Annotated in this window: 12 protein-coding genes; 3 read left to right on the forward strand and 9 right to left on the reverse strand. The window is 71.7% G+C overall.

Annotated elements, in window-relative coordinates:
• Position 1: 1 nt before the first annotated feature.
• Together ACFWBD_RS20170 and ACFWBD_RS20175 are read right to left on the reverse strand one after the other, a co-directional pair.
• The gene (locus ACFWBD_RS20170; protein ID WP_385668254.1) at positions 2 to 1,567 is read right to left on the reverse strand and encodes an ATP-binding protein; all 1,566 of its coding nucleotides are present in this window, start codon (positions 1,565 to 1,567) and stop codon (positions 2 to 4) included.
• Entirely contained in the window at positions 1,564 to 2,256 is a 693-nt protein-coding gene (locus ACFWBD_RS20175) for a response regulator transcription factor (RefSeq protein ID WP_385668256.1), read from the reverse strand. The genes ACFWBD_RS20170 and ACFWBD_RS20175 overlap by 4 nt, the downstream gene beginning before the upstream one ends.
• Before the next feature lie 230 nt (positions 2,257 to 2,486).
• On the opposite strand from ACFWBD_RS20175, the gene ACFWBD_RS20180 reads away from it, so the two are divergent.
• On the forward strand, positions 2,487 to 3,341 hold the full coding sequence (locus tag ACFWBD_RS20180) for a DUF3152 domain-containing protein (RefSeq protein WP_385668258.1): 855 nt from the start codon (positions 2,487 to 2,489) through the stop codon (positions 3,339 to 3,341).
• Between the two features lie 9 nt (positions 3,342 to 3,350).
• Here ACFWBD_RS20180 and ACFWBD_RS20185 read toward each other — a convergent pair whose 3' ends face one another.
• The 3 genes from ACFWBD_RS20185 to ACFWBD_RS20195 are packed head-to-tail and all read right to left on the reverse strand — an operon-like array spanning position 3,351 to position 6,348.
• Positions 3,351 to 4,625, reverse strand: a complete 1,275-nt coding sequence (locus tag ACFWBD_RS20185; RefSeq protein ID WP_385668260.1) for an ABC transporter substrate-binding protein — start codon at positions 4,623 to 4,625, stop codon at positions 3,351 to 3,353.
• Positions 4,625 to 5,455 carry a carbohydrate ABC transporter permease gene (locus ACFWBD_RS20190; protein ID WP_385668262.1) on the reverse strand — a complete coding sequence of 277 codons (831 nt, stop codon included), beginning with the start codon at positions 5,453 to 5,455 and terminating at the stop codon, positions 4,625 to 4,627. The genes ACFWBD_RS20185 and ACFWBD_RS20190 overlap by 1 nt, the downstream gene beginning before the upstream one ends.
• A complete protein-coding gene (locus ACFWBD_RS20195; RefSeq protein WP_385668264.1) occupies positions 5,452 to 6,348 on the reverse strand; it encodes a carbohydrate ABC transporter permease in 897 nt (298 codons plus the stop codon). Before ACFWBD_RS20195 ends, ACFWBD_RS20190 begins: the two co-directional genes overlap by 4 nt.
• A 215-nt stretch (positions 6,349 to 6,563) precedes the next feature.
• On the opposite strand from ACFWBD_RS20195, the gene ACFWBD_RS20200 reads away from it, so the two are divergent.
• A complete protein-coding gene (locus ACFWBD_RS20200) occupies positions 6,564 to 7,427 on the forward strand; it encodes a phosphotransferase enzyme family protein (RefSeq protein WP_385668266.1) in 864 nt (287 codons plus the stop codon).
• Between the two features lie 100 nt (positions 7,428 to 7,527).
• Here the strand turns inward: ACFWBD_RS20200 and ACFWBD_RS20205 are convergent, their stop codons facing one another.
• The 4 genes from ACFWBD_RS20205 to ACFWBD_RS20220 all read right to left on the reverse strand — a co-directional run bounded on the left by ACFWBD_RS20205 (position 7,528) and on the right by ACFWBD_RS20220 (position 11,945).
• On the reverse strand, positions 7,528 to 8,250 hold the full coding sequence (locus tag ACFWBD_RS20205; RefSeq protein ID WP_385668268.1) for a 3'-5' exonuclease: 723 nt from the start codon (positions 8,248 to 8,250) through the stop codon (positions 7,528 to 7,530).
• 108 nt (positions 8,251 to 8,358) lie between these two features.
• A complete protein-coding gene (locus ACFWBD_RS20210) occupies positions 8,359 to 9,627 on the reverse strand; it encodes an SAV2148 family HEPN domain-containing protein (RefSeq protein WP_385668353.1) in 1,269 nt (422 codons plus the stop codon).
• Positions 9,628 to 9,698: 71 nt separating this feature from the next.
• A complete protein-coding gene (locus tag ACFWBD_RS20215) occupies positions 9,699 to 11,045 on the reverse strand; it encodes a copper amine oxidase (protein ID WP_385668270.1) in 1,347 nt (448 codons plus the stop codon).
• 78 nt (positions 11,046 to 11,123) lie between these two features.
• Positions 11,124 to 11,945: a Tat pathway signal sequence domain protein gene (locus tag ACFWBD_RS20220; protein ID WP_385668272.1), complete on the reverse strand. Its 822-nt coding sequence runs from the start codon at positions 11,943 to 11,945 to the stop codon at positions 11,124 to 11,126.
• Between the two features lie 195 nt (positions 11,946 to 12,140).
• On the opposite strand from ACFWBD_RS20220, the gene glgX reads away from it, so the two are divergent.
• Positions 12,141 to 14,249: a glycogen debranching protein GlgX gene (gene glgX / locus ACFWBD_RS20225; RefSeq protein WP_385668274.1), complete on the forward strand. Its 2,109-nt coding sequence runs from the start codon at positions 12,141 to 12,143 to the stop codon at positions 14,247 to 14,249.
• Positions 14,250 to 14,280: the final 31 nt, after the last annotated feature.

The following is a 14,280-nucleotide window of genomic DNA, read 5'->3' on the forward strand; positions in this document are numbered from 1 at the left end:
CTCATCCCTCCCGCATCGCTTCGCCCCGCGTCGGTTCGCCCCGCATCGCTTCGCCCCGCGTCGGCTCGTCCGGCATCGACTCGTCCCGGTGCAGCGGGAGTTCCACGGTGAAGACGGCGCCGCCCTCCGGTCGGTTCGCCGCCCGGACGGTGCCACCGTGCATCCGGACGTTCTCCTCGGTGATCGCCAGTCCCAGTCCGCTGCCCTCGGTCCGGGACCGGGCGGCGTCCGACTTGTAGAAGCGTTCGAAGACATGGGGCAGCACGCCGCCGGGGATGCCGGGCCCGCTGTCCAGCACCTCGATGACCGCCCGCCGCCCGGTGCCGGACCCCTCACCCTCGCCCTCGCCCTCGTGCAGGCTCAGCCGCACCGGACGGGCGCCGTGCCGCAGGGCGTTGCCGACCAGGTTGGCGACGACGACGTCGAGGCGGCGCGGGTCGACGCGTCCGCGCAGCGCGTCCCGCTCCGGCAGGCGGGCCTCCACGGTGTCGGTCCAGCCCCGGGCGGCGAGGGTGCGCCGGAGGGACTCGGCGAGGTCGATCTCGTCCAGATGCAGCACGGCCGCGCCCGCGTCGAAGCGGGAGATCTCCATCAGGTCGTCCACGAGCCGGGTCAGCTTCACGGTCTCCTCGCTGATCAGCCGGACCGCGGTGGCCGTGTCGGGGTCGAGGCCCGCGGCGTCCTCGTCGAGGACGTCGGTGACGGCCGACATGGCTGCCAGTGGAGTGCGCAGCTCGTGCGAGACGTCCGCGGCGAAACGGCGGGCCCTGGCCTCCAGGCCGCGCAGCTCGGCCACCGACTCCTCCAGGGCCGCGGCCGTCTCGTTGAACGTGTGGGACAGCTCGGCGAGTTCGTCGGAGCCGTCGACGGCGAGGCGGGTGTCCAGCCGGCCCTCGGCGATGCTGCGGGTGGCGTGGCGCAGCGCGCGTACCGGCCGCAGCACCCCGCGGGCGGCGAGCAGCGCGAGCAGGACGGCGAGGGCCAGGGCGGGGACGGCGGCCCGCTCCACGGCGGTCACCAGGGCGTCCACATAGGCCTGTTCGGTGGTCTGCGGCACCGTCAGGAACACCTGGAGTCCGGAGAGGGGCCAACTGCTCGACAGGGAGGAGGTGAAGGCGACCGACATGCCGACGACGAGTGCGGTGTGGTCCGCGCGGTTCACCCGCTGGAAGACGGTGGCCGACCTGGAGTCGACCGCCTCGCGCAGGGCGGGCGTCAGTTCCTCGAACGGGTCGCCGGGGACGGAGGTGGCCTCCAGCCCGCGGTAGGCGACCAGTACACGCCAGGCGCCCGACGGCTGGGCGTCGGCCACCTCGGCGGCGAACCGCCGCAGTTCGTCCCGGCCGGCCGGCAGGACGAGGGCGGGGGCGAGCCGGGTCACCTGGGTGCGCAGCAGCTCGATCACGGTGTCCTGGCTCTGCTGGAGCACGCCGGTGCGCGCCTCCCGGAAGGTGAGCGCGCCGGTGGTCGTGGCGGTGACGGCGGCGACCAGCGCGAACGCCACCACCAGCCGCACGCGCAGACCACGCAGCCGGTGCTTCCTGACGCGGGTTGTCAGGGGCCTCACGGGGAGACGAACCGGTAGCCGAAGCCGCGCACGGTGTGGATGTGGCGGGGCTCGCGCGGGGGTTCGCCCAGCTTGGCGCGCAGTCGTTTGACGCAGGCGTCCACCAGGCGGGCGTCGCCGTGGTAGCTGTGCTGCCAGACCGCCTCGAGGAGTTGCTGCCGGCTGAACACCTGGCCGGGCGAGGCGGACAGGGTCAGCAGCAGTCGCAGTTCGGAGGGGGCGAGGGCGACCGGCGTCCCCTGCCAGGTGACCGAGAGTCCGGCCCGGTCGACGGTCAGGTCGCCGTAGGTGTCGATCTTCGGTATGCCGCCGTCGGCGGGTGCGCCGGCCGCCCGGCGCAGGACGGCTCGGATGCGGGCCTGGAGCACCCGGGCCGGCACGGGCTTGACCACGTAGTCGTCGGCGCCGGCCTCGAGACCGACAACGATGTCCTCGTCGTCGCCCCGCGCGGTCGCCATGATGATCGGCAGCGTCTGGTCCAGTTCACGCATCCTGCGGCAGACGTCCAGGCCGGTCATGCCGGGCAGCATCAGGTCCAGCACCACGACGTCGGGCCGGAAGGACCGCACCCGGTCCAGGCCGTCCTCCCCGGTCTCGGCGGCGGCGACCTCGTGGCCCTGACGGCGCAGCGCGAGGGCGACGCCGTCCCGCACGGCACGGTCGTCCTCGATCAGCAGAACTCGTGGCATGCGCTCAGTATCCGTACGCCGTCGGCCCGTTCGGAACACTGTTACCGGATGATCACATGAAACGGAACATGCCGAGTCGTTATTGTTTTGTTACCGTCCGGGCCAGATCTGATCACATGGCAATCACAATCTGACTGACCATGACCGCGCACAAAAAAACTCCTTCTCCCACCCGTCGCCGTCGGAGCGGCCCCGCGCATGCCTCCGGCCGACGCGTCCGGAAGGGTTCGGTGTGGGGTGGGACGGCCGCGCTGGCCGTGCTGGGCGCGGCCGGTCTCGCGGCCGTGGGCTGGACCTCCGCCGACGCGGGCGGGACTTCGGCCGAGGGCCGCGCCACCGCGTCCGCCGAGCCGGGCGGATCCGGGAGGTCCGGCCCCGCGCCCACCGGACCGACGGCGGGCTCCGGGGCCACCGCGCGCGCCTCGGGCAGCCCGTCGGCCGGTTCGTCCGGCAGCCCGTCCGGCAGTCCGTCGGCCAAAACATCCGAAGGCGCGCCCGACGGGCCGTCCGAGTCGGACATCCCGGCCTCGGGGCCGGGCACCTTCACCACCGCGTCCGGCTCGAGCGGCAAAATGGGCAAGGGCACGGCGCTGCGTTACCGGGTCGACGTCGAGGACGGCCTCGACCTCTCCGCCTCGGCCGTGGCCCGGCAGGTGGAGATCATCCTGGGCGACCGGCGCGGCTGGACGGCGGACGGTCACTCGGCGTTCCAGCGGGTCTCCCGCGGCACCACCGACTTCGTCGTACGGGTCGCGACGCCCGGCACCGTGGACAAGGTCTGCGGGCAGTACGGACTGGACACCGGCGGCGAGGTCAACTGCAACGTGGCCGACAACGTCATGGTCAACCTCAAGCGCTGGCTGCTGGCCACCCCCGTCTACGCCAAGGACGTCACCTCCTATCGCGCGCTGATCGTCAACCACGAGGTCGGCCACTTCCTCGGCCACGGCCACGTCGGCTGTCCCGGTCCGGGCAAGCCCGCCCCGGCGATGATGCAGCAGATCAAGGGCATGGACGGCTGTGTCCCCAACGTCTGGCCGTACGACGACCAGGGACAGTTGGTCACCGGCCCCGCCGTTCCCTGAACCGGCCGTTCAGCGCTGGTAGCGGGCCAGGACCAGGTTGCCGTCCCGCTCGAGCCGCTCGCGCAGTTCACCGAGGCCGATCGCCCCGCTGTAGTACTCCTGGAAGGCGGGGGTGGCGACCTTGTCCTTCCACTCGGCGTAGCCCCGGACGGACTGGGCGGGCGCCGGGCGCAGGTGCTCGGCGAGGGCGGTGCCGGTCGCCCAGTCGTCCTTCGCCGTGTGGAGGGCGGGGTCGGCGAGGGCCTGCGTGCCGGTCGGCAGCATCCAGTCGCCCAGCGCGAGGCGCACCATGTTCTTCGGCCGGAGCAGGAAGTCGATGAACGCCGCCGCCTCCCTCTTGTGCGGGCTGTCCTCGGCGACGGACAGCGTCTGCGGGCTGACCCCCTGGGCGAGTCCGTCGGCGCCCGCCGGGGCGGGCAGCACCTGCCAGTCGAACCCCTCGGGCGCCTGCTGCACGATCTGCTGGCGGTAGGAGAAGCCGAGCGGGACCATCGCGTACCGGCCGCCGAAGAAGCCCGGCAGGGTGTCCGAGCCGCCGCTGCCCAGCGTCGTGGGCGAGGCGCTGTGGTCGGTGTCGACCTGGTCGTGGACGGTGCGCGGTACGACCTCGTCGCCGGCCTCGAAGCGGACGGTGACCTTTCCGTCCGCTCCCCGGTGGAACAGCTGTCCGCCCGCCGACAGGGAGAGGTTGAGGGTGGCGGAGACGGGCTCCTTCAGCGGCCAGGCCACGCCGTACCTGCCGTCGCCGCTGAGCTGCTCGGTGATCTGGCGGAACTCCGTCCAGCTCCAGGGGTGTTCGGGGGTCGGGATCCGTACGCCGGAGCGCTTCAGCCAGGTCGCGTTCGCGACGAGGACGCGCGGTTCCTGGAGGAACGGCACGCCGTAGACGCCGTCGCCGAAGGTGGTCGTCTCCCAACTGTGCTGCGGAATATCCGACTTGAGGCGGGCGGGCAGCAGGTCGGTCAGGTCGGCGAGGTAGCCGCCGTGGGCGAAGTCGGCGAGGTCGTCGGAGGCGTCGTGGATGATGTCGGGGGCCTCGCCGCCCTCGAAGGAGGTGAGCAGCTGGTCGTGGACGCTCGACCAACTCCCTTGTACGTAATCGACCTTGACGTCGGAGTGCGTCGCGTTCCACTCCTTCACCAGTTCCTTGTTGGCCTGGACGGACTCCTCCTGCCACGCCAGGGACTGGAAGCGGAGGGTGACGGGGCCGTCCTCGTCCCCGCCGCCGGCGGTGCAGCCCGCGAGGAGCAGCAGGACAGCCACGATCAGCGCTCTGGTCCGCATCACTTCACCGCCCCGGCGAGCATGCCGCCCGTGATCCGTCGCTGGACGATCGCGAAGACGACGAGCGAGGGGATGGTGGCGAGGAAGGCGGCGGCGGCCAGGGGACCCAGGTCGGCGACGCCCTCCGTGCCGATGAAGTGGGTCAGGACGACCGGCAGGGTCTGCTTCTCCGGGGTCTTCAGCAGCACCAGAGCGAAGAAGAACTCGTTCCACGCCGTGACGAACGCGAACAGCCCCGTCGCCACGATCCCGGGAGCGAGCAACGGCGCCGTCACCGAGACCAGCGTCCGCAGCCGGCCTGCGCCGTCGATCGCCGCCGCCTCCTCCAGTTCGACGGGGACGGCACGGACGTGTCCGACGAGCATCCACAGCGCGAAGGGCAGCGCCCACACCACGTACACCAGCACCAGCCCCGGCACGGAGTCGATCAGCCGCAGGTTCTTCAGCACCAGGAACAGCGGGATGATCACCAGTACGAACGGGAACGCCTGGCTGACCACCACCCACCCGGACGCGGCCCGCGCGAGCCGGGTGCGCTGCCGGGCCATGACGTACGCCATCGGGGTGGCGAGGGCCACGGCGATCGCGGCGGCGCTCACCGCGGCGAGCAGGGAGTTGAACGCGGCGTGCAGCAGGGGCTGTTCGTCGAACGCCTGACGGAAGTTGGCGAGGGTGGGGTGCTCCGGGATCCAGGTGGGGTGCAGGCTGCCCAGTTCGCGTGCGGGCTTGAACGCGACGGAGAGCAGCCAGAGGAAGGGGAAGGCGAGGAAGACGAGGTAGCCGAGCAGGGCCGCGTACTGTCCGGCCCGAGCGGCGGGGCGGGTCCTCACGCGTCGTCACCTCCCCTGATCCGGCCCACCAGGAACAGGGCCAGGAACACCGAGACCACCGCGACCATCACACAGCCCATCGCCGCCGCGTACCCGAACTGGCCGTAGCGGAAGGCCTCTTCGTAGGCGAAGAGCATGGGCAGCCGGGTGCGGCCGCCGGGTCCGCCGTTGGTCAGCACATAGACCAGGGCGAAGGAGTTGAAGTTCCAGATGAAGTTGAGGGCCGTGACGGCGACGGCGATGGGCCGCAGGGCGGGCCAGGTGACCGTCCAGAAGCGGCGCCAGGCGCCCGCGCCGTCCACCGCGGCCGCCTCGTGCAGTTCCCCCGGGGTGTGCTGGAGGCCGGCGAGCAGGGTGACCGTGGTCTGCGGCATGCCCGCCCACACGCCTACGACGATCACCGCGGGCAGGGCGGTCGCCGGCCCGCTGAGCCAGTCCCGCCCGTCGCCGAGGCCCAGGTCGCGCAGGGTCTCGTTGAGGATGCCGGCGTCCGGGTTGTAGACGAGCCGCCACATGACGCCGACCACGACCTCGGGCATCGCCCAGGGGATGATCGCGAGGGCGCGGGCCAGCCACCGCAGCCGCAGGTCCTGGTCGAGAAGCAGGGCGAGGCCGAGGGCGAGCAGGAACTGCGGGACGGTCACCCCGACCGCCCAGAGCAGGCCGATCCGGAACGACTCCCAGAACAGCGTGTCGTGCAGCAGGTCGGAGAAGTTGAGGACGCCGATCCACCGGGTGGGCGCGGTGCGGCCCGACTGGGCGTCGGTGAACGCCAGCAGGATCCCGTACAGCAGCGGACCGACGCTCAGGGCCAGGATGGGGATCAGGGCGGGAAGGACGAGGAACCACGCTCCGCGGCCCGCGGCGTCGCGCGACGGGCCGGTGCCGGACACGCCACGCACGGTCCGTCTCTTCTCGGTCGCCAACGACACCGGATCGGCCCCCTTCCCGCTGCTGTGACGGGCTCCGCCATGGTCGTGAAGGTGCTGTACCCCGTCAAGAGACCTTGCGCACGGCCCGATCTGTGCGAATGCGACACTGGCCGTCGGATGGCCGGATCCCGACGCCGTCCGGCTGGGACGGGCGGCGGACCACACGGAGGCGGACGATGGACGAGGCACGGGCGCGGGACGTACTCGCCGCGGCGGAGGTTCTGCCCGGCCCGGCGGCGGACGCGCGGCTCCTCGCCCTGGGCGAGAACGCGGTGTTCGCCGCCGGAGACCTGGTGGTGAAGGTGGGCCGGGACGCCGAACTCCTCGAGCGGGCCCGGCGCGAACTGGACGTCGCCGCCTGGCTGGCCGGGGCGGGCGTCCCGGCGGTGCGGGCCGCCGAACCGGAGCCGCTGCTCGTCGAAGGGCATCCGGTGACCCTGTGGCACCGGCTGCCCGACCCCGTGCGCCCCGCGGGACCGCGGGATCTGGCCGAACTCCTGCGTCTCGTGCACGCCCTGCCCGCCCCCTCCTTCGGCCTGCCCGCGCGGGATCTGCTGTCGGGGGTCGAGCGCTGGCTGCGGCTCGCGGGCGCCGCGATCGACCCGGCGGACGCGGCGTATCTGCGCGAGCGCCGCGACGGCTTCGCCACGGCCGCCGCCGCGCTCACCCCGCATCTGCCGCCCGGCCCGATCCACGGCGACGCGCTGCCCCGCAATGTGCACATCGGGCCCGACGGCCCGGTCCTGGTCGACCTGGAGACCGTCTCCGCCGATCTGCGCGAGCACGACCTGGTGGTGATCGCGCTCTCCCGCGACCGGTACGGGCTGCCCGCCGAGGCCTACGACGCCTTCACCGGGACCTACGGCTGGGACGTGCGGGAGTGGGCGGGCTGCACGGTCCTGCGGGGCGCCCGCGAGACCGCGAGCTGCGCCTGGGTCGCCCAGCACGCGCCCACCGACCCCAGGGCTCTGGCCGAGTTCCGGCGCCGGGTTGCGTCGCTGCGGGACGGGGACGAGGCGGTGCGGTGGTATCCGTTCTGATCCGGGTGCTGCTCGCGTGGCGGGCGGCCGCCCGGACCGGGAAGGACGCCGACGGGCCCCCGCCCGACGGCCGGTGAGGGCGGTCGGGTTCGCCGGAGCGTCAGACGGTCTTCTCCGCCGGCTCCCGGACCGGCCAGGCGCCGTCGATCACCGCGTCCGCGTCCCCCTTGCGGCGCAGGAAGCTCTGGAAGTCCGCCGCCCACTCGGCGTACCACTCGATCTGGCGGCGGTGCAGCTCCGCCGGGCCGAGGGCCGCGACCTTGGGGTGGCGGCCGGCTATCGCACAGGCGAGGCGGGCCGCCGCGAGGGCGTCGGCGGAGGCGTCGTGCGCGGAGTCGAGGAGCACGCCGTACTCGGCGCAGACCGCCTCGAGGTTGCGCTTGCCGCGCCGGTAGCGGTCGACCGAGCGGTCGATGGTGTACGGGTCGACGACCGGCGCCGGGTCCAGGCCGCCCAGCCGGTCGCGCAGGGAGGGCAGTCGGTGGCGTCGCAGTTCGGCGGAGAGCAGGGTCAGGTCGAAGGCCGCGTTGTAGGCGACGACCGGGACGCCGGTGCGCCAGTGCCCCACGAGGACGTCGGCGATCGCGTCCGCGACCCGGTCGGCGGGGGCGCCTTCGCCGGTGGCCCGCTCGTTGCTGATCCCGTGCACCGCGACGGCGTCCGCCGGGATCTCCACGCCCGGGTCCGCCAGCCACTCGCGGTGCCCCAGGACCTGCCCGTCCCTGACCTCGATCACGGCTCCCGTGACGATGCGCGCCTCGCGCGGGTCCGTCCCGGTCGTCTCCAGGTCGAAGCCGACAAGCAGCTCCCGGTACCAGGCCATGGTGGCCCCCCTTCTTGGTGGTGCTTCCCCCGGTGGTCTCCACCCTCGCATGCGCCACTGACAATCAGAGGATCGCGTTCCGCTTGCCCTCCGGCCGAAACGGATAATTCAGGACACCGGTCGCGAGTCCGCCCAGGCCAGCTCGAACTCCTCGCGGTATGCGGAGAAGAGTCCGCCGTCGTCCACCTCGCCCGGCTTGACCACCCGGTTGCCGTTGCGCAGCACCAGCACCGGCGCCTCCATGCCGCGCATGCGCCGCAGATAGGACTGGATCACCGCGATGCCGTCGGCGGCGTCGCCGTCGACCAGGTAGGCGGTGAAGCGGGGCGTCTCGTCGTACACCTGGATCTGGAAGGCGCCCGGGTCGCGCAGCCGGGCGCGGACCCGGCGCATGTGCAGGATGTTCATCTCCACCGCCCGGCTCAACTCGCCCCGCTTCATCCCGAGTTCGCGCTCGCGGCGCTTGACCGAGCTGGAGGCCGGATTGAGGAACAGCAGCCTGACGCGGGAGCCCGCCTCGGCGAGGCGGACCAGACGGCGGCCGGAGAAGTTCTGCACGAGCAGGTTGAGGCCGATGCCGATGGCGTCGAGGCGGCGGGCGCCGTCGAAGATGTCCTCGGCGGGGAACTGGCGCAGCAGCCGAACCCGGTCGGAGTGGACGGCGACCACGTCCGCGTACCGGTCGCCGACGAGGTCCTCGACGGCGTCGACGGGCAGCCGGCGCGCCGAGGGCACGTCGCCGCTGGTGCCGAGCATCTCCAGCAGGCGTGCGGAGGCCCGCTCGGCCTGGCCCAGGACGGCCTCGGACAGGGCCCGGTTGCGGGAGACGACGTTGCGGGTCACCTCCAGCTCGTCCAGGGCGAGTTCGACGTCGCGGCGGTCGTCGAAGTACGGCTCGAAGCAGGGCCAGTGCTGCACCATCAGCTCGCGCAGCTGCGGCAGGGTGAGGAAGGAGATGACGTTGTCGTCGGCCGGGTCCAGCAAGTAGCCCTTGCGGCGGCTGACTTCACGTACGGCGACCGCGCGCTGCACCCACTCCTGGCCGGCGGGACCGGCCGCGGCTACCACCCACTCGTCGCCGTGGACGGGTTCGTAGATGGGCCGCAGCACGGCGGCCACGACGGCGCGCAGCCGCTGTTCGACGAGGTTCAGCCAGATGTAGGCCCGGCCGGCCCGCTGGGCGCGGGTGCGTACCTCGCGCCAGGCTTCGGCGTCCCAGTCCAGCTCCGGTCCGATGGCGTTCGTCTCCATCGGCCGGGCCAGGGACACCGTGCCGGGCGGGACGTCTGCGGAGCCCCCCTCGTGACCCTCGTCACCAGGGGGCAGCTCCAGCCCTCCCGAGCCCACCCGCGCACCGCCTTCCGCTCCCCCGAGCATCCCCGTCCCAACGATCAAGGAAGGGTACTCCGGGAGCGGCGGGCGGTGCAGCCGGATGGACAGGTCGTTTCTCAACTACCGCTGTTCGACTGTCCGTTCTGTCCCGCCAGCGCGGACGGAGTGAGCGGATTCATAGCGGTGACGTCCCTGGGGGCGAGCGAGAAGCCCTGCCAGTGGACCGGCATGGGCTGCTGGTCCTCGTCCCGGGCGATGTGGTGGAAGCCCACGTTCACCCAGGTCACGGGGTGGGTGAGGGTCTGTCCGTTCACCCATTTGTCGACCGAGGTGCCGTGCAGGGGGCTGCCGCAGTCGCGGAGGTTGTTGCTGGCGTACTGCTCGCACTGGTTGTACTGCGTGAAGTAGACGTCGTGCTGGGTGAACCGGCGCCCCGAGTACTTGGTGGTGGCGCCGGGGACGAGCTCGTAGGAGCGGGCGTGGCCGTCCTTGTTCTTGCCGGTCGCGCTGACCACGCGCCACCAGCGCATGTTGTGGGCGTCGCCCGCGAGTTCCTTGGTGACGGCCGTGCGGGTGGTCTTGTTGGTCGGGCCCAGCTGTCCGCCCGCGGGCGGGCTGACCACCGAGTCGTACTGCTCCACCTTGGTGGCCGAGGAGCCGTCGAGGCCGAAGTCGAGCCGCCAGAAGACGTTGTGGCTGTGGCTGGTGGCGTAGGACTTGGCGCCCTTGCCTATCGGCCAGCCGCGGCCGTCGCCGGCGTCGTAGTCGAAGGGCGAGAGGCTGCCGGTGGCGCCGACGTTCATGTTGATCGCGCCGTCGTCGGAGAAGCGCCACTCGGTGATGTACTCGTACCAGCCGACCTTGTTGACGGTGTAGATCATCAGGTCCTTGCCCTGGGCCTGGAAGACCTTGTTGCCCGTGTCGGACTGCATGCGGTAGGCGTGACCGCGTGAACGGGTCGTGGTGCACAGGCCCTTGACGTTCGGGTTGTCGGAGAAGGACTCCGGGACCTTCACCGTCCTGATGGTCCCGCCGGGGCACTCGGCGGGAGCCATGCTGACCAGGCCCGAGCCGAAGTTGTAGTCGGTGATGTCGTTGTACTCGTTCTTGCCGTCGTCGTACGGCACGTGGATCTGGGCGATCTTGGCGCTGTTGAGGACCCTGATCGGCTTGGCCTCGCCGGGCGGCTGGTAGGAGATCTTCTCCAGGACCAGGCCGGACTTGGCCTCGAAGCGCCAGCACATGCGCCAGGTCGTGCCGGTGGCGAGCTTCTGTTCGATGCGGTAGGCGGCGCTGCAGTCGGCGGCGGCCGCGGGGGCCGCCTTCGGCTGGGCGGCCGCGGGACCGGCTCCGGCGGTCGCGCCGGCGGCCAGCGCGGCCACACAGAGGCCGACGGCCGCCCCCCGGCGGGCACGGCCGGTGCCCTGCGGCCGGAGGCCGTCGATCAGATTCGGAACACGCATGAGGACATGACTCCCTTTGCCTCCCGCTCCGGGAAGCACGTCGGAAAAAACGGACGTGGAGGTGGGCCTGCCACGGATTCAGCCGGTGAGCCGGGCGACCTTGCGGGTGCTGAGGTCGATCACCAGGGACCGGGCGTCGATCCACGGGCCGTTCCTGACCTTCGGCAGCAGCCGTACGCAGCGGTGTTCCCCGCACTTGTCGAGGACGGCGGGCTCGGCGCCCGGCACCGCCCGGTAGATCATGGCGGCGATCTGCAGCTGGTCCGGGGAGCTGAGCTCCTTGCCGGTGGCGTCCTTGAAGTCGGCCTTCAGACCGGCGCCGAGCGGGTCGGCGATCAGCAGGCTCGCGGCCTCGGTCTGCTCGGCGGCGCTGAGCGGCGGCTGGACGCCGTGCTGGGTGCCGGCGCCCTCGACCTTGCCGGTGTCGAGGTTGACGGTCCTGGTGACGAGCGTGTCGTCCTGGTAGTCGTAGAACGACACCACCGCGCGCCGGGGCGCGTCGGGGTCGTCCACCTCGTCGGCCGCCGGCTCGGCGAGGTCCACGCCGAGGCGCTGCGGACCGCGGTCGCCGTCCACGTCCTGACTCGCGTCGAACTGCTGCCGGTCGAGCGCGATCCTCTCGACGCGCGCGATCTCGTCGTCGGTCAGCGGGTCGCGGCCCTCGCCCTTCGTCCCCTCGGCGGGCGCCGCCTCGACGACACCGGGCTGTACCGCCGCCGCCGCGTCCCCCTGCGGCTGTCCGGCCGCCTGCCCGGTGCTCTGCCCGCCCTTGCCGCCTCCTGTGTCGTCCGCCCCCGCCGTGCCCGGCAGGGTGATCCCCACCATCACGGCCGTCGCGGCCACCGCGATGGCCGTACCCGCCACCACCTTGCCCAGGTGGCGGCGCACTGTCGTGCGCACAAATTCCCCCTACTCCCCCTTGCCCGGGAGTACGTGTCTGCCCCACTGGTTCGGCACAGGACGTGGGTCACCTGTCGTCCTGTGCGCTGGTCGTTCGGTAAGAGGGGCGTAAGTCACAGGTGGTTCCCTCACTTTCCTGGAGACTCGACGTGAAGGCGCCCCCGACGGGGCGAGACACCTGAAAGAGTCGTGTCCATGCAGGTATGGCCTGGAGAGGCGTATCCACTCGGTGCCACGTACGACGGCGCCGGCACGAACTTCGCGGTCTTCACGGAGGCCGCGGACCGAGTAGAGCTGTGTCTGCTGCACGACGACGGCTCGGAGACGGCGGTGGAACTGCGCGAGAGCGACGCGTTCGTCCGGCACGCGTACCTGCCGGGCGTCATGCCCGGACAGCGGTACGGATTCCGGATGCACGGCCCCTACGAACCCGCGCGCGGGCAGCGCTGCAACTCGGCGAAGCTGCTGCTCGACCCCTACGCGAAGGCGATCAGCGGTTCGGTCCGGTGGGGCGAGGAGGTGTACGGCTACCACTTCGACGCCCCCGAGCGGCGCAACGACCTCGACTCGGCGCCCCACACGATGACGTCGGTCGTGGTCAACCCCTACTTCGACTGGGGCGACGACCGCAGGCCGCGTACCGAGTACCACCACACGGTGATCTACGAGGCCCATGTGAAGGGCCTGACGATGAGCCACCCGGGGCTGCCGGAGGAGCTGCGCGGCACCTACGCGGCCCTGGCGCACCCGGCGATCATCGGGCATCTGACGGAACTCGGGGTGACGGCCCTGGAGCTGATGCCGGTGCACCAGTTCGTCAACGACCACCGGCTGGTCGACATGGGCCTGAACAACTACTGGGGCTACAACACGATCGGTTTCTTCGCCCCGCACAACGCCTACGCCTCCTGGGGCGACCGCGGTCAGCAGGTCCTGGAGTTCAAGTCGGCGGTGCGGGCGCTGCACGAGGCGGGGATCGAGGTCATCCTCGACGTGGTCTACAACCACACCGCCGAGGGCAACCACCTGGGCCCGACGCTGTCCTTCAGGGGCATCGACAACCAGTCGTACTACCGGCTGACGGACGACCCCCGGTACTACATGGACACCACGGGCACCGGCAACTCGCTGCTCATGCGGTCCCCGCACGTCCTCCAGATGATCATGGACTCGTTGCGGTACTGGGTGCTGGAGATGCACGTCGACGGGTTCCGTTTCGACCTCGCGGCGACCCTGGCCCGACAGTTCCACGAGGTGGACCGGCTGTCGTCGTTCTTCGACCTGGTCCAGCAGGACCCGGTGGTGTCCCAGGTGAAGCTGATCGCGGAGCCGTGGGACGTGGGCGAGGGCGGCTACCAGGTGGGGAACTTCCCCCCGCTGTGGACCGAGTGGAACGGCAAGTACCGCGACACCGTGCGGGACGTGTGGCGGGGCGAGTCCCGCGCGGTCGGCGAGTTCGCCTCCCGGCTGACCGGCTCCTCCGACCTCTACCAGGACGACGGCCGGCGCCCGCTGGCCTCCATCAACTTCGTCACCTGCCACGACGGGTTCACCCTGCACGACCTGGTGTCCTACGACAACAAGCACAACCAGGCCAACGGGGAGGACAACCGGGACGGCGAGAGCCACAACCGGTCCTGGAACTGCGGCGCGGAGGGCGCGACCGAGGATCCCGGGGTCCTGGCGCTGCGGGCCCGGCAGATGCGGAACTTCCTCGCCACGCTGATGCTGTCCCAGGGCGTGCCCATGATCAGCCACGGGGACGAGTTCGGGCGCACCCAGAAGGGCAACAACAACGCCTACTGCCAGGACAGCGAGCTGGCCTGGGTCCAGTGGCCCGAGGAGGGCAGCGAGCTGCTGGACTTCACGCGCGCGTTGGTGTGGCTGCGCAAGGAGCATCCCGTCTTCCGGCGGCGCCGCTTCTTCCACGGCCGGCCGGTGGAGGGCACGCACGACGAGCTGTCGGACATCGCCTGGTTCACTCCCGAGGGCAAGGAGATGGCGCCGCGGGACTGGGACCGGGCACAGGCGTCCGCGCTGTCGGTGTTCCTCAACGGCAACGCGATCTCCGAGCCGGGCGCGCGCGGCGAACGGATCACCGACGACTCCTTCCTGCTGATGTTCAACGCCTCCGCCAAGCCGATGGAGTTCGTGGTGCCGGTCGACCACGGGCGGCAGTGGCAGGTGGTCGTGGACACCGGGAGCCCGGATGCGCCGGCGCCGGGCACGGGCCCGAAGGTGCAGGCCGGGGCCCGGCTGACGCTGGTGGACCGAAGCATGACGGTGCTCCAGCGGCCGACCTAGCCGATCCGTGGAGGGCGCGGGCGCGACCCGC

The sequence above is a fragment of the Streptomyces sp. NPDC060002 genome, assembly GCF_042737245.1.
GTDB lineage: Bacteria > Actinomycetota > Actinomycetes > Streptomycetales > Streptomycetaceae > Streptomyces.